This is a genomic window from Hymenobacter lapidiphilus, from assembly GCF_013377885.1.
In the GTDB taxonomy this organism is placed as follows: Bacteria; Bacteroidota; Bacteroidia; order Cytophagales; family Hymenobacteraceae; genus Hymenobacter; species Hymenobacter lapidiphilus.
On sequence record NZ_JABKAU010000012.1, the window covers coordinates 1 to 26,413 of the forward strand.

At 60.5% G+C, this 26,413-nt stretch carries 24 protein-coding genes; 12 read left to right on the top strand and 12 right to left on the bottom strand.

Annotated elements, in window-relative coordinates; genetic code table 11:
* Window positions 1–103 precede the first annotated feature (103 nt).
* The 5 genes from HW554_RS08250 to HW554_RS08270 form a co-directional block, all read right to left on the bottom strand.
* Window positions 104–307 (bottom strand): hypothetical protein, encoded by a 204-nt coding sequence (locus HW554_RS08250; RefSeq protein WP_176908110.1) that lies wholly within the window; start codon window positions 305–307, stop codon window positions 104–106.
* Between the two features lie 147 nt (window positions 308–454).
* Window positions 455–1,309, bottom strand: a complete 855-nt coding sequence (locus tag HW554_RS20635) for a DUF7666 domain-containing protein (RefSeq protein ID WP_246285158.1) — start codon at window positions 1,307–1,309, stop codon at window positions 455–457.
* 214 nt (window positions 1,310–1,523) lie between these two features.
* Complete coding sequence (locus HW554_RS08260; protein ID WP_176908111.1) at window positions 1,524–2,309, bottom strand: phage antirepressor KilAC domain-containing protein; 786 nt, start codon at window positions 2,307–2,309, stop codon at window positions 1,524–1,526.
* Window positions 2,309–2,683: a hypothetical protein gene (locus HW554_RS08265; protein ID WP_176908112.1), complete on the bottom strand. Its 375-nt coding sequence runs from the start codon at window positions 2,681–2,683 to the stop codon at window positions 2,309–2,311. Before HW554_RS08265 ends, HW554_RS08260 begins: the two co-directional genes overlap by 1 nt.
* A 3-nt stretch (window positions 2,684–2,686) precedes the next feature.
* Window positions 2,687–2,938: a hypothetical protein gene (locus HW554_RS08270; RefSeq protein WP_176908113.1), complete on the bottom strand. Its 252-nt coding sequence runs from the start codon at window positions 2,936–2,938 to the stop codon at window positions 2,687–2,689.
* A gap of 135 nt (window positions 2,939–3,073) precedes the next feature.
* Here HW554_RS08270 and HW554_RS08275 point away from each other — a divergent pair, with 135 nt between their 5' ends.
* The 4 genes from HW554_RS08275 (at window position 3,074) to HW554_RS08290 (ending at window position 6,688) form a co-directional block, all read left to right on the top strand.
* On the top strand, window positions 3,074–3,775 hold the full coding sequence (locus HW554_RS08275; protein ID WP_176908114.1) for a helix-turn-helix transcriptional regulator: 702 nt from the start codon (window positions 3,074–3,076) through the stop codon (window positions 3,773–3,775).
* Between the two features lie 131 nt (window positions 3,776–3,906).
* On the top strand, window positions 3,907–4,440 hold the full coding sequence (locus tag HW554_RS08280) for a DUF4199 domain-containing protein (RefSeq protein ID WP_176908115.1): 534 nt from the start codon (window positions 3,907–3,909) through the stop codon (window positions 4,438–4,440).
* Window positions 4,433–5,419 carry a glycosyltransferase family 2 protein gene (locus HW554_RS08285; RefSeq protein ID WP_176908116.1) on the top strand — a complete coding sequence of 329 codons (987 nt, stop codon included), beginning with the start codon at window positions 4,433–4,435 and terminating at the stop codon, window positions 5,417–5,419. The genes HW554_RS08280 and HW554_RS08285 overlap by 8 nt, the downstream gene beginning before the upstream one ends.
* 141 nt (window positions 5,420–5,560) lie before the next feature.
* Window positions 5,561–6,688 (top strand): glycosyltransferase, encoded by a 1,128-nt coding sequence (locus tag HW554_RS08290; protein WP_176908117.1) that lies wholly within the window; start codon window positions 5,561–5,563, stop codon window positions 6,686–6,688.
* Between the two features lie 29 nt (window positions 6,689–6,717).
* Here the strand turns inward: HW554_RS08290 and HW554_RS08295 are convergent, their stop codons facing one another.
* Window positions 6,718–7,893 carry a glycosyltransferase family 9 protein gene (locus HW554_RS08295; RefSeq protein WP_176908118.1) on the bottom strand — a complete coding sequence of 392 codons (1,176 nt, stop codon included), beginning with the start codon at window positions 7,891–7,893 and terminating at the stop codon, window positions 6,718–6,720.
* A 105-nt stretch (window positions 7,894–7,998) separates the two neighbouring features.
* Complete coding sequence (gene purB, locus HW554_RS08300) at window positions 7,999–9,354, bottom strand: adenylosuccinate lyase (RefSeq protein ID WP_176908119.1); 1,356 nt, start codon at window positions 9,352–9,354, stop codon at window positions 7,999–8,001.
* Window positions 9,355–9,635: 281 nt separating this feature from the next.
* Between purB and HW554_RS20960 the strand changes: the two genes are divergently transcribed.
* Window positions 9,636–11,780, top strand: coding sequence for a transglycosylase domain-containing protein (locus HW554_RS20960; RefSeq protein ID WP_176908120.1), 2,145 nt, complete (start codon window positions 9,636–9,638; stop codon window positions 11,778–11,780).
* A 582-nt stretch (window positions 11,781–12,362) separates the two neighbouring features.
* Here HW554_RS20960 and HW554_RS08310 read toward each other — a convergent pair.
* From HW554_RS08310 to hemG, 3 genes are all read right to left on the bottom strand, one after another.
* On the bottom strand, window positions 12,363–13,310 hold the full coding sequence (locus tag HW554_RS08310; protein ID WP_176908121.1) for a TerC family protein: 948 nt from the start codon (window positions 13,308–13,310) through the stop codon (window positions 12,363–12,365).
* Window positions 13,311–13,373: 63 nt separating this feature from the next.
* Window positions 13,374–14,192 carry a polyprenol monophosphomannose synthase gene (locus HW554_RS08315; RefSeq protein ID WP_176908122.1) on the bottom strand — a complete coding sequence of 273 codons (819 nt, stop codon included), beginning with the start codon at window positions 14,190–14,192 and terminating at the stop codon, window positions 13,374–13,376.
* A gap of 290 nt (window positions 14,193–14,482) precedes the next feature.
* Entirely contained in the window at window positions 14,483–15,817 is a 1,335-nt protein-coding gene (hemG, locus tag HW554_RS08320; RefSeq protein WP_176908123.1) for a protoporphyrinogen oxidase, read from the bottom strand.
* Window positions 15,818–16,015: 198 nt separating this feature from the next.
* Here hemG and HW554_RS08325 point away from each other — a divergent pair, with 198 nt between their 5' ends.
* Window positions 16,016–16,546: a D-glycero-alpha-D-manno-heptose-1,7-bisphosphate 7-phosphatase gene (locus tag HW554_RS08325; RefSeq protein ID WP_176908124.1), complete on the top strand. Its 531-nt coding sequence runs from the start codon at window positions 16,016–16,018 to the stop codon at window positions 16,544–16,546.
* 413 nt (window positions 16,547–16,959) lie between these two features.
* Here the strand turns inward: HW554_RS08325 and HW554_RS08330 are convergent, their stop codons facing one another.
* Window positions 16,960–17,118, bottom strand: coding sequence for a hypothetical protein (locus HW554_RS08330; RefSeq protein WP_176908125.1), 159 nt, complete (start codon window positions 17,116–17,118; stop codon window positions 16,960–16,962).
* A 189-nt stretch (window positions 17,119–17,307) separates the two neighbouring features.
* A complete protein-coding gene (locus HW554_RS08335; RefSeq protein WP_176908206.1) occupies window positions 17,308–18,711 on the bottom strand; it encodes a type III PLP-dependent enzyme domain-containing protein in 1,404 nt (467 codons plus the stop codon).
* A 361-nt stretch (window positions 18,712–19,072) separates the two neighbouring features.
* Between HW554_RS08335 and HW554_RS08340 the strand changes: the two genes are divergently transcribed.
* The 6 genes from HW554_RS08340 (at window position 19,073) to argS (ending at window position 26,394) form a co-directional block, all read left to right on the top strand.
* Window positions 19,073–20,047, top strand: a complete 975-nt coding sequence (locus HW554_RS08340) for an arginase (RefSeq protein WP_176908126.1) — start codon at window positions 19,073–19,075, stop codon at window positions 20,045–20,047.
* Window positions 20,048–20,216: 169 nt separating this feature from the next.
* Window positions 20,217–21,956 carry a circadian clock protein KaiC gene (gene kaiC / locus HW554_RS08345; RefSeq protein WP_176908127.1) on the top strand — a complete coding sequence of 580 codons (1,740 nt, stop codon included), beginning with the start codon at window positions 20,217–20,219 and terminating at the stop codon, window positions 21,954–21,956.
* An 81-nt stretch (window positions 21,957–22,037) separates the two neighbouring features.
* Window positions 22,038–22,328: a circadian clock KaiB family protein gene (locus tag HW554_RS08350; RefSeq protein WP_176908128.1), complete on the top strand. Its 291-nt coding sequence runs from the start codon at window positions 22,038–22,040 to the stop codon at window positions 22,326–22,328.
* Between the two features lie 10 nt (window positions 22,329–22,338).
* Window positions 22,339–22,695, top strand: a complete 357-nt coding sequence (locus HW554_RS08355; RefSeq protein WP_176908129.1) for a circadian clock KaiB family protein — start codon at window positions 22,339–22,341, stop codon at window positions 22,693–22,695.
* An 11-nt stretch (window positions 22,696–22,706) separates the two neighbouring features.
* Entirely contained in the window at window positions 22,707–24,410 is a 1,704-nt protein-coding gene (locus HW554_RS08360) for a sensor histidine kinase (RefSeq protein WP_176908130.1), read from the top strand.
* Between the two features lie 190 nt (window positions 24,411–24,600).
* Window positions 24,601–26,394 carry an arginine--tRNA ligase gene (gene argS / locus HW554_RS08365; RefSeq protein ID WP_176908131.1) on the top strand — a complete coding sequence of 598 codons (1,794 nt, stop codon included), beginning with the start codon at window positions 24,601–24,603 and terminating at the stop codon, window positions 26,392–26,394.
* Window positions 26,395–26,413: the final 19 nt, after the last annotated feature.

Below are 26,413 nucleotides of genomic sequence, written 5' to 3' on the forward strand. Positions count from 1 at the left end.
CTGGAGAATCTTCGTATCTTCGTGTCTCATCTGTTGTTTCGTTAGTGCCGGCAGCCTCGTTCGAGCGGGGCTGCCGGCTTTTTTTGTGGGGGTGTGTGGGTTGTTAGGGGCGGGCGACATAGAGCTTGATTGCCTGCCGCCACTTTTTTATATCAGCTTCTAGGCTGTCCACTAGGTCATTAGTGATGATGTTGAAAGTGCGGGCCGTGGAAACCTCATCCAGCCATTCTTCGCATTTCATTACCTCATCTTTTATCCGGCGGTAGTGAGCCCGTTTGCAGTCAGCGTTTTCGAGCGGGTCAAGCATCAGACAGCAGAAGTAGTCTGTCAGGCAGCGGCCGGGGTTGAGCCCTTCGATTTCAGGCGGTGTCATCACTTCCGTTTCATTAGCCCCCGCAGCAGCGGCCGGGGCGGTGGGGGTAGCCCCGGCAGGCGTTGCCGGGGCGGGGGCGGATTAGGCTTCGATGAAGTTTCCGGCTTCATCGAGTTTGTAAGCGACGTTGGGCTTGATGCCGTTTTCGCTCACGTTGGCCATGTGAAACCTGTAGCGTTTACCGTTCCAGCGTTTGATGAAAATTGATCCATCCTCCCCGGCCGTTGCGGTGCCACGGTTCCCGGCCGTTGCGGTGCCAGCGTCCCCGGCCGTGGCGGTGCCAGCGTCCCCGGCCGTTGCGGTGCCATCCTCCCCGGCCGTTGCGGTGCCACGGTTCCCGGCCGTGGCGGTGCCAGCGTACCCGGCCGTGGCGGTGCCATCCTCCCCGGCCGTGGCGGTGCCACGGTACCCGGCCGTTGCGGTGCCAGCGTCCCCGGCCGTGGCGGTGCCAGCGTCCCCGGCCGTGGCGGTGCCAGCGTACCCGGCCGTGGCGGTGCCAGCGTACCCGGCCGTTGCGGTGCCACGGTACCCGGCCGTTGCGGTGCCACGGTCCCCGGCCGTGGCGGTGCCACCAATAATGGCGCGGCCCTGCCCTCCGTTAGCAGCCAAATAGGCCGTAGCCTCTAGCCGGTCACCACAGCAGACCACCTCGCCCTGGGGGTACTTCACCTTACCCTGTAGTTCCACGTAGGCGGCAACTTTCACCACGAGCCATTTGGAATCTTCGCGGATAGTGGCCACCGAGTGGTCGCCTTCGCCCCACAGCCAGCCATGCAGGCCGTTGCCGCATTCGGCGCTGTCTAGCCAATCGGGGGCGGCAACGGGCCCGGATACCGGCCAGATGAAACCATTATAGGCGCTCATGTCGGCGGCGCAGACGCGCAGCACCAGCACGGGCTTTTCGGGGGTGATGAGGTGGGTTTTCTTGGCTTTCATCGTATCTTGGTGGTAAGTGGTTTGTGATAGCCCGGTGTCCGTTCTGAGCGGAGCCGGGCTTTTTCGTTGCCCCCGCTACCGATGCGCCGCACTAGGCGGCCCCAGGGGCGGGGGTGGTGGGGGTGTTGTGTTAGTAGTGTTATAAAGGTAGTGTATTTGTTATCAAATGCAAGTGAATAAGATAACAAACACAACAAAAGAGGGCAAAAAAATATCAGGCCGCCTGTTTATATCTCTTTGTGAGCCACTGGAGCCCTTTTCCTGTTACGCGGGTAGTACCTACAATACGCTGCCCTTTCTCGCCGGCCTTGTAGTGCTGGGTCTGTACTTCGAATAGCCCGGCATCTACATGATGCTGATACGGCTCATTGTTGGCCTGCAACACCTTATCAGCGCGTAACATTCGAAACAGCTTGTTGCGGCCAATGCCGGGCAGTTTCAGGTGTTTGGCGGCGGCACCCATCGGCACCGAGTTGGCGGCAATAGCTACGGCGTCGGCAAATTCAATCTTCGGGCGGGCCCGCTCCAGCTGGGCAACGGCCTGGCTGGCTTGCGCGAGAGCCAGCTGCTTGCTTTCCTCGGCATCAGCCCAGGCGCGGGCCGAAGCAACAGGGTCGGAGAAGTCCGGCAGGCTGCCGCGTAGTAGATTCTTGACGGCCTTGCGGCAGTTGCGGTACACGTCGAACACTTCCCGGTTGGCCCGTACCACAAAGTATTCAAGGCAGGAGGTGGTGAGCGAGTAAACTTCTTCGGGCCGGCCGCCGGTAGGGTTTTCAGGAAGTTGCCGTAAAACCTCAAAGTCAACGCCTTCAACGAAGCTCTTTCGAAGCGCAGCCACGGCATCCGCCTTGCGGCCGTAGCCGATGCGCCACACGCTACTAAGGCGCACGGCAAATTCTTCCCCGCTATCCTCGGCAGCGAACACGGCTTCGAAGTAGTGGCGCAATTTCTCGGGGGCGGTTACGTCGCCGTTGGCTAGGGTAATCTGCAGAGCTTCCATTAAAATACGGGGTTTTCAGGGTGCTGAGAGAAATCAAAATGCTCCGGCTCGTACATGGAGCATTCAGTAGGCATTCGAACAAGGCCCGGCTCCAGTTTGCCGAGCATCCGGCGGCGCTCGACTACGTAGGTGTACATATCCTGCCCCGTCTTAGCGCACGTAAAATGCTGGTGGCCTGATTCGACAAGCGCCCCAGTGCGGCCCACACCCACAGCGTAGCGTTCCACGGCCAGAAACTGGCAGCCAAAGCAGCGGTGCTGATTACGCGGGTTATGGCGACAGAATAGTTCGTGGCGCTCGGCCGCGGCTTTTGTCAGGCGATACTTACTGCAGTGGTCACATCGGTAAATAGTGCGGTTGGGTATCGTTTTCATAGCCTACGCGCTGGCAGGTTGCAAATACGCGGCCCCGGCCCGACGCCCGCGCTCCTCGTTGCTGAGCCGCTCCAGCGCCTGCAGCACTTCCATATCCTGCACAATGCCCTTGCGGGCATTGCGGATGCGGGTAACAGCTTTGCCTGGCAGCGCCTGCAGCACCTGGTCCACGTAGCGGGCTGGCAGCACCAGGGCGGCGAGCCGGCCGTGGTAGGCCAGCTTCTCTTGCGGGGTGATTTTGGTTTTTCGTTCCATACTTTGTTAGTTTATTTGGTTTATTTGTTAACAAATGTACCTTTGTGCCCAACCCGGCATATGCTTTGTAGGGCCGGGAACACACCAAAGGTAACAAAGCAGGATAACAAACACAACTAATAAGATAACAAAAAGATGGCAAACACCGAATCAATAGGTGACCGATTGCGCCGGTTGCGGGATGCGGCCGGGCTTACGCAAGCGGAGCTGGCCGATGCGGCAGGAATTTCCCGCCCCTCCCTAAACGAAATAGAAACTGGCATCACGGCCCGGCCCCGCCGCGGCACGCTACTCAAGATTGCCGCGGCGTTGGGCGTGGCGGTGGAGACGCTGCAGGGCCGCCAGCTCGCAGCCGCGCCCAAGGGCCCCTTCCTGCCCGGCGGCGACGTCGGGCCGATGGGGGCCACGGTCGTTCCCCGCGGCGGGCTTGCCGCGGCGCTCGGGGCGGACTTTGGCGAGGATGACGGTACCCGCCGCGGCGCCCCGGCGCCCACTACGGCCCGCGAATTTATCGACGGGTTGATAAAAGAAGCAGACGGCTTGCGGGCGCAGTTGGCCCACTGCCAGAACGAGAGCAAGAAACTATCAGTCATCATTGCCGAGTTGCAGGAGTCGCAGCGCACCAGCTTGCAGCACATCAGCCTACTACTGGGAAAGCCGGTGGGTAGCCAATACGACTCCCTGGTACTTGAGCCGCTTCCCGAGCCCGCCCGGCCCGTTGTACGGGGCCTGTGGCGGGACAGCAACGCGCCCATTCCCGAGGCAATCAGCCGGCCCGCCTGCGTGGTACGCCAGCTGATTGCCGCGGATTTGGACGACCTTGCCGTGGCAGCGTAGTTACCAGATTGGTTACCCGGTCCTGACACTCCGTTGGGATGGACTCTTTATCAGGAGCTTACACTGAATATGTAAGCTTGCGGAAATAATATACCTTCCCGCATTCATTCACTCTCTTCCCCCTTTTGCTCATGGAAAACACCACTACTCCTGCTGTTACCCCCGTTTCTGTTGGTATTCGGTACGGCCTGCTGACGGGCATCGTAACCGTTATCTATTCCCTGATCCTGAAGGCGGCCGACCTAGAGCAAATGCCTGTCATGGGCCTGCTGACGTTTGCCATTTTGATTGCCGGAATTGTGTTAGCGCATAAATTCTACAAGAAGGCTTCCGGTGGCTTTATGAGCTACGGGCAAGGCTTGGGCATTGCAACTGTTACCGGTGCCGTTATAGGTGTACTGAGTGGCATCTTCAACTATATATATGTCAATTTTATTGACACAGAGTATGCGCAGCGGACAGTGGCTGCAGCCCGGGCGAAAATGGAAGCTGACGGTAAGCTCAGTGAAGAGCAGATTGACCAGGCGATGGAGTGGACGTCGAAAATGATGCCTACCGGACCTTTGAGCATCTTCTGGGCTATTCTGGCAACTGCTTTTTTTGCCTTCCTACTGGCCCTTGTTATTTCCGCCTTCACCAAAAACAAACGCCCTGAGTTTGAGTAAGCGCCTGCCGCAGCACTTTCCGGTGGAGCTGTCCATCGTTATTCCGCTGCTCAACGAAGCCGAGTCCCTGCCTGAGCTAACGCGCTGGATTCACCGCGTGTTGGCTCAGCACGGGCTTACCTACGAGGTCATTCTTATTGATGATGGCTCGACTGACGACTCCTGGGACGTGATTGAGGAACTGGCCACGGCCAACACGCACCTGCGGGGTATCCGTTTCAACCGCAACTACGGCAAGTCGGCGGCCCTCAACGTGGGCTTCAAGGAAACGACTGGCCGGGTGGTGTGCACCATGGATGCCGACCTGCAGGATTCGCCCGAGGAACTGCCCGAACTCTACCGCATGATTACCGAGGACGGCCTCGACCTGGTGAGCGGCTGGAAGAAAAAACGATTCGACCCTCTCAGCAAAACCATTCCTACCAAGCTGTTCAACGGCGTTACGCGCTGGATTTCGGGCATCAGTCTGCACGATTTCAACTGCGGGCTTAAAGCCTATGACAGCCGGGTGGTGAAAAGCATCGAGGTGTACGGTGAAATGCACCGCTACATTCCCGTTATTGCCAAATGGGCCGGTTTTCGGCGCATCGGCGAGAAGGTGGTGCAGCACCAGGAGCGCAAGTATGGTACCACCAAGTTCGGGCTGGAGCGGTTTGTCTACGGCTTCCTCGACCTGATGAGCATCACGTTTGTAAGCCGGTTCCGGCGGCGGCCGATGCACTTTTTCGGGGCAATGGGTTCGGTTTCCTTCCTGCTCGGTATGCTGATTGCGCTCGGGCTGATGATAGACAAAGTCTGGCACTCCTGGCAGAACGTGGCTACCCGCTCCGTGACCGATCAGCCCCTGTTCTTCCTGGCCTTGGTAGCCGTGATAGTAGGTGTGCAGCTCTTTCTGGCCGGTTTCCTAGCTGAAATGGTACAGCTCAACGGCGACAACCGGAACGACTATCTGGTAAAGGAGCGGCTGAATCTAAAGTAAAGACTACGAAGCATTGTCATCCTGAGCGAAGCGAAGGACCCGCGTAGAAGCTACTCTCTTTTGAAGTCAGCTTCTGCGCAGGTCCTTCGCTTCGCTCAGGATGACAACTGCTGTTATTCCATCACCTAGTTATCCAGCACCATGCGCGTCGTAATTATTGGGCCGGCGTATCCGTTGCGGGGAGGATTGGCGACGTATAACGAGCGGCTGGCCCACGCCTTCCGGGAGGCCGGCGACGAGGTGCGGCTCGTGACGTTTTCGCTGCAATACCCTGAGTTCCTGTTTCCAGGCCAGACCCAGTTCAGTACCGGCCCTGCGCCCGAGGGCCTGGATATTGAGGTCAGTCTGAACTCGGTGAACCCGCTTTCGTGGTGGAAAGTAGGGGAGAAGCTGCGCCGTGAAAAGCCCGATTTGGTGATTTTTCGGTTCTGGCTACCGTTTATGGGGCCGGCGCTGGGCACCGTGGCCCGCCTGGTGCGCCGCAATGGCCACACCCGCGTGGTAGCCATCACCGACAACGTGATTCCACACGAAAAGCGCCCCGGCGACCGGCCGCTGACGCGCTACTTCCTGAGTGCCTGCCACGGCTTCGTGACGATGAGCCGCGCCGTGCTGGCCGATTTGCGCCGCCTGCACTTCCGCCAGCCGGCCCTCTACCGCCCGCACCCGCTCTACGATAATTTCGGCCCCACCAAACCCAAAACCAACGCCTTAGCTGCCCTCCACCTCGACCCGGTGTTTGGCTACCTGCTGTTCTTTGGCTTTATCCGCGCCTACAAGGGCCTCGACATTTTGCTCGAAGCCTTCGCCGACGAGCGGCTGGCCAAATTGCCAGTGAAGCTGATAATTGCCGGCGAGTACTATGAGGAAGCCGCACCTTACGAGGCCCTCATCAAGCAGCATAACCTAGAAAACCGCCTCATCCGGGCCACCGACTTCATCCCCAACGAGCAGGTAGCCGACTACTTCTGCGCCGCCGATATGGTAGTGCAGCCCTACAAAAACGCCACCCAAAGCGGCGTTTCACAGATTGCCTACCACTTCGGCCGCCCCATGCTGGTAACCGATGTCGGCGGCCTGGCCGAGCTGATTCCGGACGGGGAAGTGGGCTACGTGGTGCCGCCCACGCCCCGCGCCATTGCCGACGCGCTGGTTGATTTCTACGCCCAGCAGCGGGAGGTAGAGTTTATGGCTGGGGTGGAGGCGAAGCGCAAGGATTTTTCGTGGGAGGTGATGGTGGAGGCGCTAAAGGAAGTAGCCTTGAATTAACTGTAAACTCTCAACTAGAAGCTGACAGTTTACATCGGCACACTCTCCAGCACGGCCTCGAACACCTTTTCGGCTGGTAAATCCTCCATGCAGCCCGGGCCTCCCAGCTTGCAGGTACCGCGGTAAAAGCAGACGCACTGCTTATCCGGCTGCACGATTTGGCCGCGGCCGTAGAGGTCGAATTCGTAGGGGTTGAAGATGTTGTTCATCAAAATGGTAGGCTTGCCGAGGGCGATGCTGATGTGCATGCCCATCGTTACCTGCGTCACGATACCGTGCATCTGGTGCATGAGGTTGATGAACTGGGGCAGCGGAAACGTACCGAGGTAGGCTGCGCCGGTAGCTTGGTTCAACTCACAGTTGCGGGCGTCTTCAGCCTCGCCGCCCAGCAGCACGGGCGCATAGCCGGCCGCTTGCAGCTTCGTGATTAGTGCGGTCCACTTTGCGGTGCTCCACAAGCGCGTCGTCCATCGGTCGCCGCAGCCGGTGTTCAGGCCGATGCGGGGGGAAGGGCCGGCGGGTAGCTGGCTCCAGTCGTAGCCTTTGTCATCGTGGGTGTCGAATACGTACTCCTCGCCCCGGAAATCGAAGCCGCAGAGCTCGAAAATCTCCTGTACGTAAGGCTTGGTGTTGGCCAGGCTGAGCTGGTCGAACACGCCGGTGAGATACTTGTGGCTGGCCAGCTCGTTCACCGGCCACGGCACGCCATCGGCGGGGCGTAGCGCGTAGCCGAACTTCTCGTGGGCGACAATGGTGTTCAATAGTGCGCAGGCTTCCTTTTCCTTGTCGAGGTTGATAACGACATCGAACTCGCGGGCCTGTAGCTGCAGGGCGCTGGCAAAATCGAACTTCAGGATTTCCTCAATCTCGTGCTGGGGCAGGATGGCGGGCGTGAGCGTGAGCCAAGTGATGAAGCAGCCGGGGCGCTCCTGCCGCAGCCGCCGCAGCAGCGGTGTCGTCCGGATTACGTCGCCGATGGCCCCGAGCTTGATGATCAGAATCCGGCTCGTAACGGGCGCGTACACCGGGCAATCGGCGCAGGTGTAGCCGTCGGTTTTGTTGGGCCGGCAAGGCAGGTCGCCCCGGAAATGGTGGCAGTCGGGATGTACGGTGATGCCGTTGAGTTGAGCCATTATCGTCTGGTGTTCCTGGGCGTAAATAGTGGTTTTCTGCAATTGCTGGCTGGCTTTATTGCAGCGGTACATAGCGGTAGGTGCGGCGGAGGTTGAAAGAATATCCGGCCGTTAGGTTAGGAAAACTAGTCAGCACACTGCGAACTTGCGCACTTGCGCGGGAAATGACACCCGGCGTTACATGCCCACGTAGTTCTGTGGCGTGATGGCGCGCAGCTCCTGCTTCACGGCGTCGCTCACATCCAAACCGTCCACGAACTCGCGGATGGTTTCCTGCGAAATAGCTTCGCCGGTGCGGGTGAGGGCTTTGAGGGCGTTGTAGGGGTCGGGGTAGGCTTCGCGGCGCAATATTGTTTGCAGCGCCTCGGCCACCACGGCCCAGTTGGCCTCCAGGTCGCGGTGCAGGGCGGCTTCGTCGAGGGCCAGTTTGCCCAGGCCGCGCTGCAAAGCCGCGAGGGCGATGAGCGTGTGGCCCAGCGGCACGCCCAGGTTGCGCAGCACCGTCGAGTCGGTGAGGTCGCGCTGGAGCCGCGAAATCGGGAGCTTGGCTGAGAGGTGTTCGAGCACGGCGTTGGCCAGGCCCAGGTTGCCCTCGGCGTTTTCAAAATCGATGGGGTTCACCTTGTGCGGCATGGCCGAGGAGCCCACCTCGCCGGCCTTCACCGTCTGGCGGAAGTAGCCCATGGCAATGTACTGCCACACGTCGCGGGCCAGGTCGATGAGAATGGTGTTGAGCCGTTTGAGGCCGTCGCAGAGGGCCGCCAGGTGGTCGTAGTGCTCAATCTGGGTGGTGGGGTGGCTGCGCTTGAGGCCCAGCCGGCCCTCCACAAACTGTTGGGCAAACTGGTGCCAGTCGAGGTTGGGGTAGGCTACGTGGTGGGCGTTGAAGTTGCCAGTAGCGCCGCCGAACTTGGCCCCAAACGGCACTTGGCCCAGCAGCTCCACCTGGGCATCGAGCCGGGCCACGAACACCTCGATTTCCTTACCCAGGCGGGTGGGCGAGGCCGGCTGGCCGTGGGTGCGCGCTAGCATGGGTACAGCGGCCCACTCCTGGGCGCGGGCGGCCAGCTGGTTGCGCACGGCGGCGTAGCCGGGCAGCAGCGTGTGCAGCAGCGCATGCTGCAGGCTCAGCGGAATAGCAGTGTTGTTAATATCCTGCGAGGTGAGGCCGAAATGGATAAACTCCACAAACTCGCCCAGCCCCAACGCCGAGAACCTGTCGCGCAAAAAGTACTCCACGGCCTTCACATCGTGGTTGGTTACGCGCTCATGGGCCTTCACGGCCTCGGCATCGGTGGCGGTGAAATCGGTGTAAATAGCCCGCAATGGCCCAAATGAAGCCGCATCTACGCCCGCCAGCTGCGGCAGCGGCAGCTCGGCCAGGGCAATAAAATACTCCACTTCCACCAGCACGCGGTACCGAATCAGGGCCAGCTCCGAAAAATAGGCTGTCAGCGGGGCCGTCTGGCGGTGGTAGCGGCCATCGAGGGGAGAAACGGCGGTAAGCGGCGTGAGGGTGGCGGTGTCAGGCATCAGCAAGGAGGGAAGGAGTGAGTTCGCAGGCAAATATACTGTCATCCGTAATCCGGCGTCCGCAACGCCAACAACTTGCATGGGGATGCCACCCGGTAAGCGTTTCCGGCGGGCCCTTCCCATAGCGGACGCCGGATTACTGATAACGGGAGTTTTCGTTCATTTACGCACTCAGGGCGCAGGGCTTTTTGCTACCTTTGCCGCATAAGCTACTTGGCCGGTGGCGGGTTCGGCCCGATGCTGGCTCGCCCGGCTCTGGCCTTTCGCTTTCTCCCCGATTCGTGCACATCACTCCCGTCATTAAGAAAAGAATTGGCATCGGCCTGGGCATCCTGGCGGTGCTGCTGCTGGCTGGTTTGGGCCTGTTTCTGGTTAAGCGCCAGCAGCTGCTCGAAGCAGCCCTGGTACGGGTGAAGGCCAAGGTCGAAGCTAAATTCCCGGTAACGCTCACGCTGGGTCCGGCCCGATTTACAGACCTGAATACGGTAGAGCTGCGCGGTATCAGTGTAGTGCCCACAGCTCCGCTCACCGATACGCTGCTACGCGCCCGCACCGTGCGCGCCTCGCTCAGCGTACGCAGCCTGTTTGCCGGCCGGCCCGTATTCAGCAACCTCGAAATTGATACGGTGCGCCTCACGGCCCGCCAGACCGCCAACGGAACAGATAACTACTCTTTCCTCTACAAGAAGAAAAAGGGCGCGCCCACTGTGGTCCGCGACACAACCAAGGGCACTAATTACGGCCTGTTGGCCAATCAACTCCTCGAAGCTACCTTCGATAACGTGCCCGACGAGGCCGATTTTCGCGAGTTTTTCATCACCTACGACGGCCCGCGCCACCGCGCCCGCCTCGTAATGCCGCGGCTGGCCATCAAGAGCGGTGAAATTTCGGGCGAGATGACAGCCCTGATTGACTCGGTGGAAAACCGGGTAGGCGTTACTGGTTCTATCGACGCCGGCAGCTACGAGGTGGATGCCCAGGTATTCGGCCTCGATAAGCGGCCGGTGGTGCTGCCTTTTGTGCAGCGTCGCTACGGCGCCCGGGTGCAGTTCGATACCATTCGCGTGAGCCTCTCCGACAAGACCTTCCGGCGCGATGAGCTGACGCTTACCGGCACGGCTTCGGCCGTCAATTTCATCGTTAATCACCCCAAACTGTCCGATCAGGATGTGCGCTTCCCACGCGGGGGCATCGATTTCGTGACCCGGCTGGGACAGGCGTCGTTTGCACTCGAGAAAGGCACGCGGGTGCTGCTCAACCGCATGGAGTTCTTTCCGGAGCTGAGCGTACGCCGCCGGCCGGTGCCCGAGCGGGTTATCGGCAAGAACATCAACGGCCTGACCAGCCGCAGCCAGGCACTGGCCGGCATGGTGGTGAACCTGGATGTAGAGTCATCTGAAACCAAGGCCAACGACTTTTTCGAGGCCCTGCCCGAGGGCATGTTTGAAACCCTGGAAGGCACCCGTGCCGAGGGCACGCTGCAGTACAAGCTGCACGCCGCCCTCGACATGAACCAGGTAGATAGCCTGGAGTTCGATTCGAGCCTGCGGGCTACTAAGTTTCGCATCACTCGCTTCGGCCGCGAAAACCTCAACAAGCTCAACGAATCGTTCCTCTACACGGCCTACAACGACAAGGGTGACTCGGTGAAAGTGTTTAAGGTAGGTCCCGAAAACCCCGAATTCACCCCTTACAACCAGGTTTCTGACTACCTGAAGTACGCCATCATGACGGCCGAAGACCCACGCTTCATGACTCACCGCGGGTTCATGGAGAAGGCCTTTGTGAAGTCGGCCATCCAGAACCTGAAGGAGCGGCGATTCGCCCGTGGCGGCAGCACCCTCTCGATGCAGCTGGTGAAAAACGTATTCCTGACCCGCAAGAAAACCATTGTGCGCAAGGTCGAGGAGGCGCTCATCGTCTGGATTATTGAGAACACCCGGCTGGCCAGCAAGCAACGGATGCTGGAAGTGTACCTGAACATCATCGAGTGGGGCCCGCGGATTTACGGCGTGCATGAAGCAGCCGATTTTTACTTCGACAAGTCGCCGGCCAACCTCAATCTGTCAGAAAGCCTGTATCTGGCCAGCATTATCCCGAGTCCGAAGCGCTTCCGGGCTGGCTTCAACCAGTACGGCGACCTGCGCGGTTCATCGCGCTATTTCCGCCGCCTGATTGCCCAACTCATGGCCCGGCGCGGCTACATTTCGGAAAGCGAGTCTGAAAGCGTCGGTGGCGTAAGCTTTAGCGGCAGTGGCCTGCGGGCCATGAACTTCAGCGCCCGCCCCGACACCACCCGCCTGTTTCTGGCCCCCGACTCGACCCGATTCGACGAACCCATCGACCTGCTTGACTTGCTCGGCACCGATGTGCCACCCAGCCAGGAGGTGCCAATCGCGCCTGCTGTTCCGCCGAAGCCGGAGTAGCAAGCAGGCGTTAATGTGCGTTTAATCCGGTGTGTAGTCCTGCCGCGGTTGAGCCCCAGCGGCACGCGCAGAAGTAGCCGTCTTTCAGCTAATTCAAGCCGGGGAGGTCGATGTAGGGGCGGGGCTTGTCCTCGCCCGCCGTCTGGCGATAATCGTTTAACGGCGGGCGGGGAAAAGCCCCGCCCCTACATCGACCACTGTTGAAAAGCATGTAAGCTGCGCTAAAAGCCCCAGTGGGTCGACACCAATCGTTGAACGATTGGTGTCGACCCACTGGGGCTTTTGATGTTCTTGTGTACGATGCTGCTACCGATATGTCGCGCCTTTAGGGCTGAAGCTGTTTAGGAAGTCAACTAGAACGTCATGCTGAGCTTGTCGAAGCATCTCTACTGCTTTGTAGTGGGGCGTTCAACGAGGCAGTAGAGATGCTTCGACAAGCTCAGCATGACGTTCATTTAAATAGCAGACACTTCCTAAACAGGTTCGCTGTATTCGGTTAAACCAATGGTCTCCAACCCGGGCTAATTGAATCGTTGATTGGCTACGGACACGCCTCCCCATTAGGGCTAAACCGGGGTACAGTTACTCGCCTGCCACCTCGCTTTTCTCTATGACAGGTTTCGGGAAAAGCAATGACAGAATTACCGACATGACTAGAATAAGCCCAACCGTGCCCAGCGACCAGCCCATCGAGATATGCAGGTCGAATCCTTCTGCGAGCAGCTTACCACCGATGAACACCAGGATAAGCGCCAGGCCATAGTGCAGGTAATGAAACAGGCGCATGAGGCCTTCGAGGGCGAAGTACAGCGCCCGTAGGCCAAGTAGCGCAAACACGTTGCTGGTGTACACAATGAACGTGTCGCGCGAGACGGCCAGAATAGCCGGGATGGAGTCGGCGGCGAAAATGACATCGGTGGTTTCCACCATCACTAAAACCACCAGCAGGGGCGTGGCGAACAGTACGCCGTCTTTGCGCACGAAAAAATTACCGCCGTGTAGCTGGCTGGTGATGGGCAAATGGCGACTCAGGAACTTGACTATCGGGTTGTTGTCGGGGTCTATTTCGGGCTCGGAGCCACTGGTAGCCATTTTGATGCCCGTGTACACGAGGAAGGCCCCGAGCACATACATAAGAAAATGGAACTTGGCCAGCAGCGCCGCACCCACCAGAATAAACATGCCGCGCAGCACCAGTGCCCCAATAATTCCCCAGAACAGGATTTTGTGCTGGTACTGCGCCGGTACCTTGAAATAGGTGAAAATCAGCAGGAATACGAACAGGTTGTCTACGCTCAGCGACTTTTCGATGAGGTAGCCCGTGAGAAACTCCAGGGCCGCAGCTTTACCCAACCACTGATAGACCAAGTAGTTGAAGCTCAGCGAAAGCGCAATCCAGAAAGCGCTCCAGCTCAGCGCCTCGCGCATGCTCACAACGTGGTCTTTGCGGTTGAAAACCAGCAGGTCGAGCAACAGCAGGGCCAGCACAACTACGTTGAAGCCGATCCAGAACAGAGGGGAAATTTCCATTAGCGGCAAGATACGCGGCCGCCGCCAAAAGGAAGGGCCGGGGTATAACGGTTAGGCCGTTTTCTAGTGCGTTTCCGAATCGGTAGGGCCGGCCGTGGCGGCTGTAAGCGGGCCGGTGCGGTGGGTAGTGTCGGTAGGCGAAGCCTCGGCAGTGCGGTCGAAGCGGCGAAACAGACTGCTGATTTTCATCTGCACCACGCCAAAAAAGGCTTCTTTGAAGATACCTTTACTCATTTTAGAAGTGCCCCGGGTGCGGTCGGTGAATACAATCGGCACCTCCTTGAGACGAAAGCCATACTTGTGGGCCAGCCACTTCATCTCAATCTGGAAAGCGTAGCCTACAAACCGGATTCGCTCGCGCATAATTACCCGTAGTACCGGGGCCGTGTAGCACTTAAAGCCGGCCGTAGCGTCCATAATGGGCATGCGCGTAATCAACCGCACATAGGCCGAGGCGAAGTACGACATCAATACCCGGTTCATGGGCCAGTTGACCACATTAACCCCCTCAATGTAGCGCGAGCCGATGGCCAGGTCGTAGCCCTGAGTGGCGCAGGCGTCGTAGAGGCGCATCAGGTCCTCGGGGTTGTGCGAGAAATCGGCGTCCATTTCGAACACGTACTGGTAGCCACGGGCCAGCGCCCAGCGGAAGCCGTGCAGGTAGGCCGTGCCCAGCCCCATTTTACCGCTGCGCTCTTCCAAAAACAGCCGATCCGGAAACTCCGCCATCATCTCGCGCACAATGGTAGCCGTACCGTCGGGCGAGCCATCGTCAATGATGAGCACGTCGAACGGCTGGGGCAGCGAGAAAACTTTACGGATAATCAATTCCGCGTTTTCCCGCTCGTTGTAAGTTGGTATCAGAACGAGGCCGTCAGTCATTGCCGTAAAGGTAAAATTTTGCGCGAGGAGCGGGGCCGCCAAATAGAAATACGGATTCCGACGGCGCAACTGCTGGGGCAAAAGCCGGTAGGCTGTCCGAAAGATGCGCCCGGTCAGCAGCGGGTTGCGTGTCGCAGGCCAAATAACCGCGCTGTGGCCTTCGGGTCCAGCGAATATAGAGTTTATGCGCTTATTGTCTTTTAGTCGATTTGGGGCCGAAAAATCCCGGTACTACGCCGCCGCGCCATCATTTCTGACCTTGTGCCGGGCTGCCGGGCTGCCCTGCCGGCCTACCGGGCCGCGGCCAGCGTGGCGGCCAGTTGGCGGGCGTGGCGCACGCAGTCGGGCACGCCGGCGCCCGCACGCCAGTTGGCCGTAGCGTACAGGCCCTGGGCCTGCAGGGCATCGGCGGCGGTGTGGGCGGGCACAATGCGGGCATCGAACTGCGGAATGGCGCGGGGCCAGAAGTAGCGGTGCTGCCAGACCGGCGCGGCGCCCGCTTTCAGGCCATAAAAGCGGCTGAGCTCGGTGTGCACGGCCGCCAACTGCTCGGCGGCCGGCTCCAGGGCCTGCGGCTCGTACTGGGTGCCGCCCACAAACGTGGTGAACAGCACCTGTCCGGCCGGGGCTCGGTTGGCAAACAATGAGCTGGTCCAGATGCTGCCGGCGGCGTAGGGCTGCTCGGCCTTGGGGTGCAGGGCCCCGAAACCATTGAGCGGGTGGCCCACATCGGCGCGCTGGTAGGCGGTATACACGGCGGCCATGGGCGGGTAGTACACGGCGGCCAGCGCGGCGGCCTGCTCCGGAAATTGCTCGGCTAGCAGCGGCGCGGCCGCGTAGGTGGGCAGGGCCAGCACCACGTGCTTGTACAGGCGCGGCGCGGGGCCTGCGGTGGTTTCCAGCTCCCAGCGGCCATCGTCGTCGTGGCGGTGCAGGCGGGTGGCGGCCTGCCCGAAATGGGCGCGGCGCAGCTTGGCTGCCAGCATGGCGGGCAGCGTCTGCAGGCCCCCGGCCAGCGACACCACGCGGCGGCGGCCCGCCTTGCTCTTGCCCTGCATCAGCCCGCGCAGCACCGAGCCGTGCTGCTGCTCCAGGGTGGCCAGCTGCGGGAAGGTTTTATGTAGCAGCAGCTGCGAAGGGTCGCCGGCATAGATGCCCGAAATGAAGGGGTTGAGCGCGTACTCGACTACTTCAGGGCCGAAACGGCGGGTGAAAAACGCGCTCAGCGTTTCGAGCTCATCGATGGGGGCCGGCTTCCGAAATAGCTCCCGCACAATGTTGTAGCGGCCTTTCAGGCTGAAAAACTTGCTGGTGAGCAGGCCTGGGGGCGTACCGGGCAGGGGCTGGTAGGCCCCGCCGCGCAGCACATAGCGGTTCTGGCTCACGGCGGCCGCATCCTCTATTTTATCGTTCAGTCCCAACTCGCTGAATAGGTCCGCCAACTCGTCGGAGAGCTGTAACGAGTTGGGCCCCACTTCGAGCAGGTAGCCACCGTGCTGTTCCGAGCAGATGGTGCCGCCCGGCCGCGCACTGGCCTCAAACAGGTCATAGTCAATACCCGCCCGCTGCAGCCCCCAGGCCAGTGTAAGGCCCGAAATACCCCCGCCGATAATTGCAATAGCCATTTTTGATGTGCTGATTTTTTGGTGTGCCGCTATACCGATACCCGGGCAAAGATACGGCCCTACTTGGCGGGGTGAACAACGAGCCCCCGCCAGCGTGGCCGCAGGAGCGGCTCGTTCGACCAGCACCAGCGCCTGTGGTGCGCCGCCGTTCGAGAAAACACGCCCCTATCTTTGCCCACGCATCAGCATAACAACCTCATGAACAAAGCCATTTTTCTTGACCGCGACGGAGTGCTTAATCGCGAAATCGGGACGTATGTGTGGGAGCCGAGCCGTTTTGAGGTGTTGCCGGGCGTGGCCGAGAGTCTGGCCCGGCTAAAGGCTGCGGGTTACCACCTGATTGTGGTAACCAACCAGGCCGGCATTGCCCGCGGCCTCTACACCGCGGCCGATGTGCAGGCCTGCCATGCCAAGCTGCAGCAGGCCGTGGGTGGCCTTATTGATGCCCTGTACTTCGCGCCCGGCCACCCCAGCGTGTCGGAGAGCCTGCGCCGCAAGCCCGATTCGCTGATGCTGGAGCAGGCGTTGGCGCGTTTCGGGCTCGATGCGGCCCGCTGCTGGCTGGTGGGCGACCGGCTCCGTGACATAGCGGCTGCCGAAAAAGTGGGCGTGCGCGGCCTGCTGGTGGGCTCCGACGAGCCGGCCGGCTACACCCCGCGCACCGCCGACCTGCCCACTGCCACCGATTTCATCCTGGCCGCCGACACAGCGCTGACAAACGGCCGGTAAGCCACTGTAACGCAACTGGCCGCCGGCTTTCTGCAGCCCCAGAATCCAGCGGCCGGGCGGGTAGTTGAGGCATTGGGAATTACGGCTGGCTGGTGCTGATGGATGTGCTGGCCAACATGGATGCTGCCGGAGTAGCCTGGTGCAAAGTGGGTGTGGTAGAGCTATAGGCAGGACACTGCGTGCGGCAGGAAACGGCTCCGAGGGACAGCAAAATCCCGAAAAACAGCAGCTTTTTCATGAGAAACAATCGGTGGGTGGTGAAGGGTGGGGTAGCATGCATAACGCCTGCTGCCTCCCAACGATTCGGCTGCCCCCAGATTGCCCTGCCTGCCGAAAGAACCGGCCCCGCCGCAATGCAAAACGCCCTCCCGGAACGGGAAGGCGTTTTGCATTGCGGCGGGGTGCAGTGGCGACTACTGACGGTCGGCGGCGGCAGCCGGACCCTGGGCCATTACGGGCGACGAGAGCCGGTTGGCATCCTTGATGCCGCTGTAAGCCGGGCAGTTGGCCTTTTTGTTGCAGGAACCGAGGCCGAGGCCGGCTACACAGGCAAGGAGTAGGATTTTTTTCATGCGTGAAAACAGAGGTAGGGGCACCGCCCAAAGAAGATATCGGCCATAAAGATAACCGTCTGAAACCCGCCTTGCAACTACCCGGCCAACGCTGTGGCCGTAGGCCTTGCGGAGGCCCAAAAAAAGCGGGAGCCCCGGCCTGGGACTCCCGCTTTTGGGCTGGGTAGGGGAGGGACAAGCCCCGCGCCGCTATACCTGATAGCCCAGAATCCGGAGCATCGACTCGCCGGTCTGCTCCTCGGCAAACACCCGGTCGGTGAGGTTGCCGTCAGCGTCGCGGTCAAGAATCACGATTTTGGGGGCCGGAATCAGGCAGTGCTTTACGCCGCCGTAGCCCGAGAGGCTTTCCTGGTAGGCGCCTGTGTGGAAGAAGCCCACATACAGCGGCTCAGCGTCGATGGCGGGCTTGCGCTCGGGCAGAAACACTTGGTAGATGTGCTTCTCGGAGTTGTAGTAGTCCTGCGAGTCGCAGGTGAGGCCGCCGAGCTGGATTTTCTTGTATTTCTTGTCCCAGCCGTTGATGGCCAGCATGATGAAACGCTGGTTCAGGGCCCAGGTGTCGGGCAGGTTGGTGATGAACGAGCCGTCAATCATGTACCAAAGCTCCTTGTCGTTCTGCAGCTTTTCGTCCAGAATCGAGTAGATGGTAGCGCCGGATTCGCCCACCGTGAAGATGCCGAACTCGGTGAACACGTCGGGCTCCGGCACGCCTTCGTCGGTGCAGATGCGCTTGATGGTGCGCAGTACCTCCTCAATCATGTACGGGTAGTCGTACTCCTTTTGAATGGACGTCTGAATGGGCAGGCCGCCGCCGATGTCGATGGTGGTGAGCGTGGGGCACACCTTGCGCATCTCGCAGTACTGGTGCACAAACCGGCTCAGCTCCGACCAGTAGTAGGAGGTGTCCTTGATGCCGGTGTTGATGAAGTAATGCAGCATCTTCAGCTCGAAGCGCGGATCGTCCTTGATTTTGCTTTCGTAGAGCGGCAGCGCATCGGCGTAGCGGATGCCCAGGCGCGAGGTGTAGAACTGGAAGCGCGGCTCCTCATCCGAAGCCAGGCGCATGCCCAGGCAGCACGATTCGCGCACGTTGTCGTGGTAGTAGTCCACCTCATTAGGCGAGTCGAGGATGGGCATGCAGTTGCCGAAGCCGTCGTTGATGAGGCGGGTAACTTCGCGCTTGTACTCCTCGGTTTTGAAGCCGTTGCAGATGATGTAGGTGTCCTTGGTTACCCGGCCCTTGGCGTACATGGCCCGGATGATGTTGGTATCAAACCACGACGAGGTTTCGATGTGGACGTTGTTTTTGAGAGCTTCCTCCACTACAAAGCTGAAGTGCGAGGCCTTGGTGCAGTAAGCGTAGGAGTACTTGCCGCGGTAGCCCGTTTGCTCGATGCCGCGCCGAAACCACTCCTGGGCCCGCTGAATCTGGGAGCTGATTTTGGGCAGGTAGGCCAGCCGCAGCGGCGTACCGTGCTTTTTTACCAGGGCCATCAAATCGATGCCTTCGAAGCGCAACTCATTATTCTCAACCTTGAACTCGTCGGTCGGGAAGTCGAACGTCTGGGAAATCAGGTCGTGGTACGTGTCCATGTAGGGCATTGGAGGTTTTTGGAGCTTAGGGCCTGGAGCTTAATGCTTAGGCAGGAAACAGACTATAGCAGAACAAAAGACGCGAAGCAAAGGGGAGCGGCAGCTGGAGAAAAAATTTTCTCCGGGCACAGAGCACAATCAACTAAGCCTTAAATTGCAGATGCAAAGATACCCCCTCGCGGGGGTTTTGGTTGTGCTTTGTTCGTTGGTTGCGCCGGAAGGACCGTGTGCGTCAAGCCTGGGCGGATTTTTGGTCCCCTCAATCGGCAAGCATTTGATAAGTATTGCTTGGTTGGTACTACATGGTACTACCTGCTCACTGCTTACTTAACCACCCTAACCTCTTTTCTGCCAATGTAATATGCGACGTATCAAGCTGCTGGAAGTTCGCTCCGAACTCGGGGCCGGAACCCGGGGGGCCAGTATGGGCATCGACGCCCTGAAGGTGGCCTGCCTCAACAAGGGCTCCGATTACTTCCGCCGGTTCAACTCGGTGCAGGTGCCCGACCTGAACCATGTGCTGTTCGAGAAAAATCACTTCCCCTTCGCCCGCCACATCGACTCCATTTACATGGTGCAGAAGGGCATTGCCAGCACCGTGGAGCAAACGCTGCGCCTGGGCGAGTTCCTGCTGGTGCTGGCCGGCGACCATAGCAACGCCTCGGCTACCATTGCCGGCATCAAGGCCGCCTACCCTCAGAAAACGCTCGGCGTCATCTGGGTTGATGCCCACGCCGACATCCACTCGCCCTACACCACGCCCTCGGGCAACATGCACGGCATGCCGCTGGCCCTGAGCCTGAACGACGACAACCGCGAGTGCCAGCGCAACCAGCCCGCCGCCGAGACCGAGTTCTTCTGGCAGCGCCTGCGCGATTTGGGCGAGCCCGGCCCCAAAGTGGCCCCCGAGCACCTCGTATATGTGGTAGTGCGCGACACCGAGGCCGAGGAAAACGCTATTATCGAGCGCCTGGGCATCAAAAACTACCAGCTCGATGAAGTGCGCGAGAAGGGCATCCGACAGGTGGCCCGCGAAATTTATGAGCGCCTGCGCTTCTGCGATATGGTGTACATCTCGTTCGATGTGGACTCGCTGGATTCGCGCTTCAGCAAAGGCACCGGCACGCCCGTTGAGGACGGCCTGAACGTGGAGGAGGCCATCGGACTGTGCCGCGTGCTGCTCGAAAACGACCGGGTGGTGTGCTTCGAGATGGTGGAAATCAACCCCACCCTCGACCAGGAAAACACCATGGCCAACAACGCTTTCGATATCCTTGAAGCCGCCACCGACGCCATCCAGACCCGCCTGCGCCTCGCCGAAGTAGTAAGCCGGTAGCTTTAACTGCGCGAAGGTCAGTGTCATGCTGAGCATGTGGCGAATGGAGCCACACGCTCAGCATGACGTTGTTTTAAACCAGTACTGCAGTAGACTGGCTACTCCGTCGCGTGGCCATCCGCTAACTATTTTACCGGCTTCCCCGTAATCTTGCGACAAACTTTGCCCTATGTCAAACCAACCGTTGCCGCGTATTACGCCGTTTTCTCAGTTGCCTAAGGCCCGCACCGGCATCGAGGGGCTCGATGAAATAACTGATGGCGGCCTGCCCCTGGGCCGGCCTACGCTGGTGTGCGGCAGCGCGGGCTGCGGTAAAACGCTGCTGGGCATCGAGTTTTTGGTGCGCGGCATCCTCGACTACGACGAGCCGGGCGTACTGATGGCCTTTGAAGAAACGGCGGCCGAGCTGTCGGCCAACGTAACCTCACTGGGCTTCGATCTGCCGCAGCTGGTGGCCGATAAAAAGCTGCGCATCGACCATGTGCACATCGACCGGGCCGAAATCGACGAAACCGGCGAGTACGACCTCGAAGGGCTGTTTATCCGGCTGGGTTACGCCATCGACACCATCGGGGCCAAGCGCGTGGTGCTCGACACCATCGAGTCGTTGTTTTCGGGCTTTAGTAACGAAGCCGTGTTGCGCTCGGAAATCCGCCGGCTGTTTCGCTGGCTGAAAGACAAAGGAGTGACCACCGTCATCACGGCCGAGCGGGGCGAAGGCACGCTTACGCGCCAGGGCCTGGAAGAGTACGTGTCGGACTGCGTAATTCTGCTCGATAACCGCGTAATCGACCAGATAACTACCCGGCGGCTGCGCATTGTAAAGTACCGCGGCAGTACCCACGGCACCAACGAGTACCCCTACATCATCACCGAAGATGGCCTTTCGGTGCTGCCCGTTACGTCGCTTAAGCTTGAGCACACGGTGTCCGACGAGGTGGTATCGACCGGGGTGCCCGATCTGGATAGTATGTTCCGGCGCGGCGGGCTTTATCAGGGCAGCAGCACCTTGGTTACGGGCACGGCGGGCACGGCCAAAACCACGCTGGCGTCGTCGTTTGCCCTCGAAGCCTGCCGTCGGGGCGAGCGGTGTCTGTTTTTCGTATTTGAAGAGTCGCCGGCCCAGCTGCTGCGCAACATGGCCACGGTGGGCCTCGAGTTGCAGCCGTTTGTAGAAAGCGGGCTGCTGCGCATTGAAGCCAGCCGCCCCACGCTCAACGGCCTGGAGCGCCACCTGGTCACGATTCATCGGATTATCGGGCAGTTCAAGCCCCAGACGGTCATCATCGACCCCATCAGCAACCTTGTCTCGGTGGGCAGCCATTCGGAAGTAAGCAGCATGCTCACGCGGCTCGTCGACTTTTTGAAGGTGCAGGGCATCAACGCGCTGTTTACAGCCCTTGTCAGCGGCAATCGGGCCCAGCAGGAAATAACGGACGAGGGCATTTCCTCGCTCGTTGATACCTGGATTCATGTGCGCGACCTGGAGGGCGTGGGCGAACGGAACCGCGGTATCAGCATCCTCAAGGCCCGGGGCATGGCTCACTCCAACCAGGTGCGCGAGTTTGAGGTAAGCGAGAAGGGTATCCGGCTGCTCGACGTACTGGTGGGCCCAACCGGCATCATCACCGGGGCTAGCCGCCTCGCCCAGCATATTCAGGAGCAGGCCCGGTATATTGCCGCCGAGCAGGAAGCCGAGCGCCGCGACCGGGACCTGGAGCGCAAGCGCCGGGTACTGGAAGCCACCATTGCCAACCTGCGCACCGAATTCGAGTCGGTGGAGGAGGAGCTGCGCCGGGTTAACTCGGAGGAGCAGCAGCGCCACGATTCGATGGCTGAGGAGCGCCGGCAGCTGGGCCATACTTTTTCGGCCCATCCGCCCGCTACTCCCAACGGTTCGGGCGCGTAGCTGTTAGCAGGTCAGGGACGATGACGTGGTGCCAGTAAGCAGCCTCAGGTTCCTACCCCTCAAAATCCAAAAAAGAAAACTATGAGCGAGGATACGTGGGAGTTGCGGTTGTACGTGGCCGGGCAGACGGTAAAGTCGATGACGGCGCTGGCAAACCTGAAAACCTATTGCGAAAAGCACCTGAAGGGGCGCTACCGCCTGGAAATCATCGACCTGCTGGAGCATCCGCAGCTGGCCGAGGGCGACCAGATTCTGGCCATACCGACGCTGGTACGCAAAGTGCCCGCGCCCATCCGCAAAGTCATCGGCGACCTGTCCAACCACGAGCGGGTGCTGGTCGGCCTCGATCTGCGGGCCCTCGACCCCTCCTAGGTCCGCCATTATGCAAGAATGGCCCCCCACCGATGCGCGCCCGCCCGATTATGTACTGGAACTCTATATAACCGGTGCCACGCCCAACTCGATGCGGGCCGTGCGCAACCTCAAAGACATCTGCGAGCAGTACCTGGCCGGGCGCTACGAGCTGACTATCATCGACATCTACCAACAGCCCGAGTTGGCCCAGACGGCCCGCATTGTTGCCGCGCCTACGCTCATTAAAGTACGCCCCGAGCCGCAACGCTGGCTGGTGGGCGACTTGTCGGACCTGCCGCGGGCGTTGCGCCTGCTGGGCCTGGGCCCCGGCTTCGGCCCCGATCCTGACCTTGACCCCGAATCCCAACCAGCTCAACCCAGCTAAGCTTCCAGGCAATGCGTGCCGATTCCGACCCTACCTCTCCAACGCCCGCCCAGCTGGCCCGCGAAAACGAAGAGTTGCGCCAGCAGCTCTCCGAAGCCGAGGAGCTGCTGATGGCCATCCGCACCGGCAGCATTGATGCGCTGGCCGTGCAGGGGCCCGGGGGGCCGCGCATTTTCACGCTCGAAGGTGCCGACCAGAGCTACCGTACCCTGATTGAGCAGATGAACGAAGGGGCGCTGCTGCTCTCGCCCGATGCCACCGTACTCTACTGCAACGCCTGTCTGGCGGGCCTGCTCGAAGCCCCGCTCGAAACGCTGATGGGCAACTCGTTCGACCAGTTTGTGCCCGATGATTTCCGGGTGTACTGGCAGGAGCTGGTGACAAACGGCTGGGACGGGAAAAGCAGGGGTGAAATGCCGCTGCTCACGGCCGGTGGCCGGCTGCGGCCCATGGCCCTGGCCCTGAACGTGCTGGGCTCGGCCGAAGCGCCGGTGCTGGCCGTTATTGCCACCGACGTATCGGCGCGCCGCGAAATCAGCGTTATCCGGGCGCGGGTGGCGGCCCAGAACGAGCTGCTGGGATTACAGCAGCAGGAGTTGCAGGCGAAGGCGAAGGAAGCCACCGAAACCAGCCGCATTCTGGAAGGTCTCCCCCACATTGCCTGGACGGCCGACCCACAGGGCGAGAGCACCTACCTCAATCGGCGCTGGTTTGCTTACACCGGCCAGGATCCACAGCATGTAACGCCCACCCTGATACTAGCACAGCTGCATCCCGACGACCTGGAGCAGGCAATGCGCAGCTGGAAGCAGGCGCTGGCGGGAGGCGAGGCCTTGGAGCTGGAATGCCGCATCCGCGACGCGGCCGGCAACTACCGCTGGATGCTGGGCCGGGCTCTTCCTTGGCGCGATGAGCAGGGTGAAATTGTGCGCTGGATTGGTACCTACACCGACATGCACGAGCAGAAGCTGGCCATGGCCCGCGTAGAGGAAACCCGGCAGGAGCTGCGCGCCAATAATCAGCAGCTCACCCGCATCAACGCCGACCTCGACAACTTCATTTACACCGCGTCCCACGACCTTCGCTCGCCCATTACCAACATTGAAGGCCTGCTGGAAACCCTGAACCAAGAGCTGCCCGCCAACCAGCGCCTGGGTGCCGTGGAGCCCGTACTACGCATGATGCAGGACTCGGTGGACCGCTTTAAGCGTACGATTGAGAACCTGACCGATATTTCGAAGCTGCAGAAGGACAGTGTCCTGCCCCGCACGCCGGTGGCGCTGGCCTCGCTTATTGAGGATGTGCGCCTGGACCTGCAGCCCCTGATTCAGACGGCGGCTGGCGAGCTGGAGGTAGATATTACGGAGTGCGCGACCATTGTGCTGGCCGAAAAAAACCTGCGCTCCATTGTCTATAACCTGCTCAGCAACGCCTTCAAGTATCACGACCCCGCCCGGCCCGCCCGCGTGCGGCTGCGCTGCTGCCCGGCCGAGCCGGGCTTTGTGGCCCTGCAGGTGCACGACAACGGCCTGGGCCTCGACCTGCGCGAAGACCGCCAATTGTTTACCATGTTCCAGCGCCTGCACGACCATGTGGAGGGCTCAGGCATCGGGCTATACATGGTGAAGAAAATTGCCGAAAACGCCGGCGGCCGCGTTGCCGTGGCAAGCGAGCTGGGCGAAGGGTCGGTTTTTACGGTGTACCTACCCGAATAAGACGCGGCGCGGCCGGCATTGGCCGGCTGGAAGGGGCACCGCAAAAAAACGGCAGCCATCCGGCCGCACTTTCTACCTTTGCACATAAGGAGAGCCCGACAGTTTCGGGGGTGGCGGCCGTTGCCGCGGCCGCACTGCGCTCCTTCGCTTCCCGCCGCTCGTGCCGCAGCGGCCCCTACGACTCTATCCTGTGCAGCAACTCGAACAAAGCCTCAAATCCGCCCTCAGCGCGGCCATTCAACACGTATTCGGGGCCGATGTGCCCGCCGCGCAGTTGCCTTTGCAGGTCACCCGCAAAGATTTCGCCGGCCAGTTTACGCTCGTTACCTTTCCGCTCACCAAAGCCCTGGGCAAAGGCCCCGAGCAAATCGGGCAGGCACTGGGCGAGTACCTGCTGGCCCACGAGCCACGCGTTTCCGGCTTCAACGTGGTAAAGGGCTTCCTCAACCTGGAAATAGCCGACAGCGAGTGGGTGCGCGTATTTGAGGCGCTGCGCCAGCGGCCGGCCGGCACGCCCGTAGCCACCGGTGGCCCGCAGCGCGTGGTAGTCGAGTACTCGTCGCCCAATACCAACAAGCCCCTGCACCTGGGCCACCTGCGCAACAACTTTCTGGGCTACTCGGTAGCCGAAATCCTGAAAGCCACCGGCGCGGAAGTCACCAAGGCCAACCTGGTGAATGACCGGGGCATTCATATCTGCAAGTCGATGCTGGCCTACCAGCATTACGGCCAGGGCGAAACCCCGCAGAGCGCCGGCATCAAGGGCGACCACCTGGCGGGCAAGTACTACGTGCTCTTCGAGAAGCACTACCGCGAGCAGGTGCGCCAGCTCGAAAACGAAGGTGTGGCCCCCGATGTAGCCAAAAAGAAGGCCCCGCTCATGCTCGAAGCCCAGGACATGCTCCGGGCCTGGGAAGCCAATGATGAGGCCGTGGTAAGCCTCTGGAAGCAGATGAACGGCTGGGTCTACGAGGGCTTCGATTCGACCTACAAAAACATCGGCGTCGATTTCGACAAGTTCTACTACGAGTCGCAAACCTACCTGCTGGGCAAGGAGCGGGTGGAGGAAGGCCTGCAGAAAGGCGTCTTCTTCAAAAAAGACGACGGCTCGGTGTGGGTGGACCTCAAGGAGGAAGGCCTCGACGAGAAGCTACTGCTCCGCGCCGACGGCACCAGCGTCTACATCACCCAGGATCTGGGTACGGCCGAACTCAAGTTCGAGCATTTCGGCTACGACCTGAGCGTATACGTCATTGCTGACGAGCAGAACTACCACATGCAGGTGCTGCGGGCGGTGCTCCAGAAGCTGGGCAAGCCCTACGCCGACGCCATCCACCACCTTAGCTACGGCATGGTAGACCTGCCCTCGGGCAAGATGAAAAGCCGCGAAGGCACCGTAGTCGACGCCGACGAGCTGGTGCGTGAAGTGGTAGCCGCCGCCGAAGCTGCCACCCTCGAAAAGGGCAAAACCGAGGGCCTGAGCGAAGACGAGTTGACCCGGCTCTACCACATGCTGGGTCTGGGCGCCCTCAAATACTACCTGCTGAAGGTGGACCCCAAGAAGCGCATGCTCTTCAATCCCGAAGAGTCGGTGAAGCTCGAAGGTGACACCGGCCCGTTCATCCAGTACAGCCACGCCCGTATTTCCAGCATCCTGCGTAAGGCGGCCGAGCGCGGCGTTGGGCCCGATGGGGAGCTGACGGGTATCGAGGAGCTGCAAGGCACCGAGCGGGACCTGATTCAGGAGCTGGCGCGCTACGATGCCGTGGTGGCCGAAGCTGCCCGCGTGCAGTCGCCCGCTTTGGTGGCCCAGTTCGCCTACGACGTGGCCCGCGCCTACAACCGCTTCTTCGCCGAAGTGCCCATTATTGCCGAAGCCGACGAGCAAAAGCGCGCCTTCCGCGTGGCCCTCTCGGCCCAAACCGGCCGGGCCCTCAAAACCAGCATGGGACTGCTCGGCATCGAGGTGCCCGAGCGGATGTAATTGTCAGAAAGCTGTTTAG

What these genes read in the sequence shown, in the direction of transcription:
- HW554_RS08250 (WP_176908110.1), bottom strand. Translation starts at nt 307, where the DNA reads ATGCTTGACCCGCTCGAAAACGCTGACTGCAAACGGGCTCACTACCGC.
- HW554_RS20635 (WP_246285158.1), bottom strand. Translation starts at nt 1,309, where the DNA reads ATGAAAGCCAAGAAAACCCACCTCATCACCCCCGAAAAGCCCGTGCTG.
- HW554_RS08260 (WP_176908111.1), bottom strand. Translation starts at nt 2,309, where the DNA reads ATGGAAGCTCTGCAGATTACCCTAGCCAACGGCGACGTAACCGCCCCC.
- HW554_RS08265 (WP_176908112.1), bottom strand. Translation starts at nt 2,683, where the DNA reads ATGAAAACGATACCCAACCGCACTATTTACCGATGTGACCACTGCAGT.
- HW554_RS08270 (WP_176908113.1), bottom strand. Translation starts at nt 2,938, where the DNA reads ATGGAACGAAAAACCAAAATCACCCCGCAAGAGAAGCTGGCCTACCAC.
- HW554_RS08275 (WP_176908114.1), top strand. Translation starts at nt 3,074, where the DNA reads ATGGCAAACACCGAATCAATAGGTGACCGATTGCGCCGGTTGCGGGAT.
- HW554_RS08280 (WP_176908115.1), top strand. Translation starts at nt 3,907, where the DNA reads ATGGAAAACACCACTACTCCTGCTGTTACCCCCGTTTCTGTTGGTATT.
- HW554_RS08290 (WP_176908117.1), top strand. Translation starts at nt 5,561, where the DNA reads ATGCGCGTCGTAATTATTGGGCCGGCGTATCCGTTGCGGGGAGGATTG.
- HW554_RS08295 (WP_176908118.1), bottom strand. Translation starts at nt 7,893, where the DNA reads ATGTACCGCTGCAATAAAGCCAGCCAGCAATTGCAGAAAACCACTATT.
- purB (WP_176908119.1), bottom strand. Translation starts at nt 9,354, where the DNA reads ATGCCTGACACCGCCACCCTCACGCCGCTTACCGCCGTTTCTCCCCTC.
- HW554_RS08310 (WP_176908121.1), bottom strand. Translation starts at nt 13,310, where the DNA reads ATGGAAATTTCCCCTCTGTTCTGGATCGGCTTCAACGTAGTTGTGCTG.
- HW554_RS08315 (WP_176908122.1), bottom strand. Translation starts at nt 14,192, where the DNA reads ATGACTGACGGCCTCGTTCTGATACCAACTTACAACGAGCGGGAAAAC.
- hemG (WP_176908123.1), bottom strand. Translation starts at nt 15,817, where the DNA reads ATGGCTATTGCAATTATCGGCGGGGGTATTTCGGGCCTTACACTGGCC.
- HW554_RS08325 (WP_176908124.1), top strand. Translation starts at nt 16,016, where the DNA reads ATGAACAAAGCCATTTTTCTTGACCGCGACGGAGTGCTTAATCGCGAA.
- HW554_RS08330 (WP_176908125.1), bottom strand. Translation starts at nt 17,118, where the DNA reads ATGAAAAAAATCCTACTCCTTGCCTGTGTAGCCGGCCTCGGCCTCGGT.
- HW554_RS08335 (WP_176908206.1), bottom strand. Translation starts at nt 18,711, where the DNA reads ATGGACACGTACCACGACCTGATTTCCCAGACGTTCGACTTCCCGACC.
- HW554_RS08340 (WP_176908126.1), top strand. Translation starts at nt 19,073, where the DNA reads ATGCGACGTATCAAGCTGCTGGAAGTTCGCTCCGAACTCGGGGCCGGA.
- kaiC (WP_176908127.1), top strand. Translation starts at nt 20,217, where the DNA reads ATGTCAAACCAACCGTTGCCGCGTATTACGCCGTTTTCTCAGTTGCCT.
- HW554_RS08350 (WP_176908128.1), top strand. Translation starts at nt 22,038, where the DNA reads ATGAGCGAGGATACGTGGGAGTTGCGGTTGTACGTGGCCGGGCAGACG.
- HW554_RS08355 (WP_176908129.1), top strand. Translation starts at nt 22,339, where the DNA reads ATGCAAGAATGGCCCCCCACCGATGCGCGCCCGCCCGATTATGTACTG.
- HW554_RS08360 (WP_176908130.1), top strand. Translation starts at nt 22,707, where the DNA reads ATGCGTGCCGATTCCGACCCTACCTCTCCAACGCCCGCCCAGCTGGCC.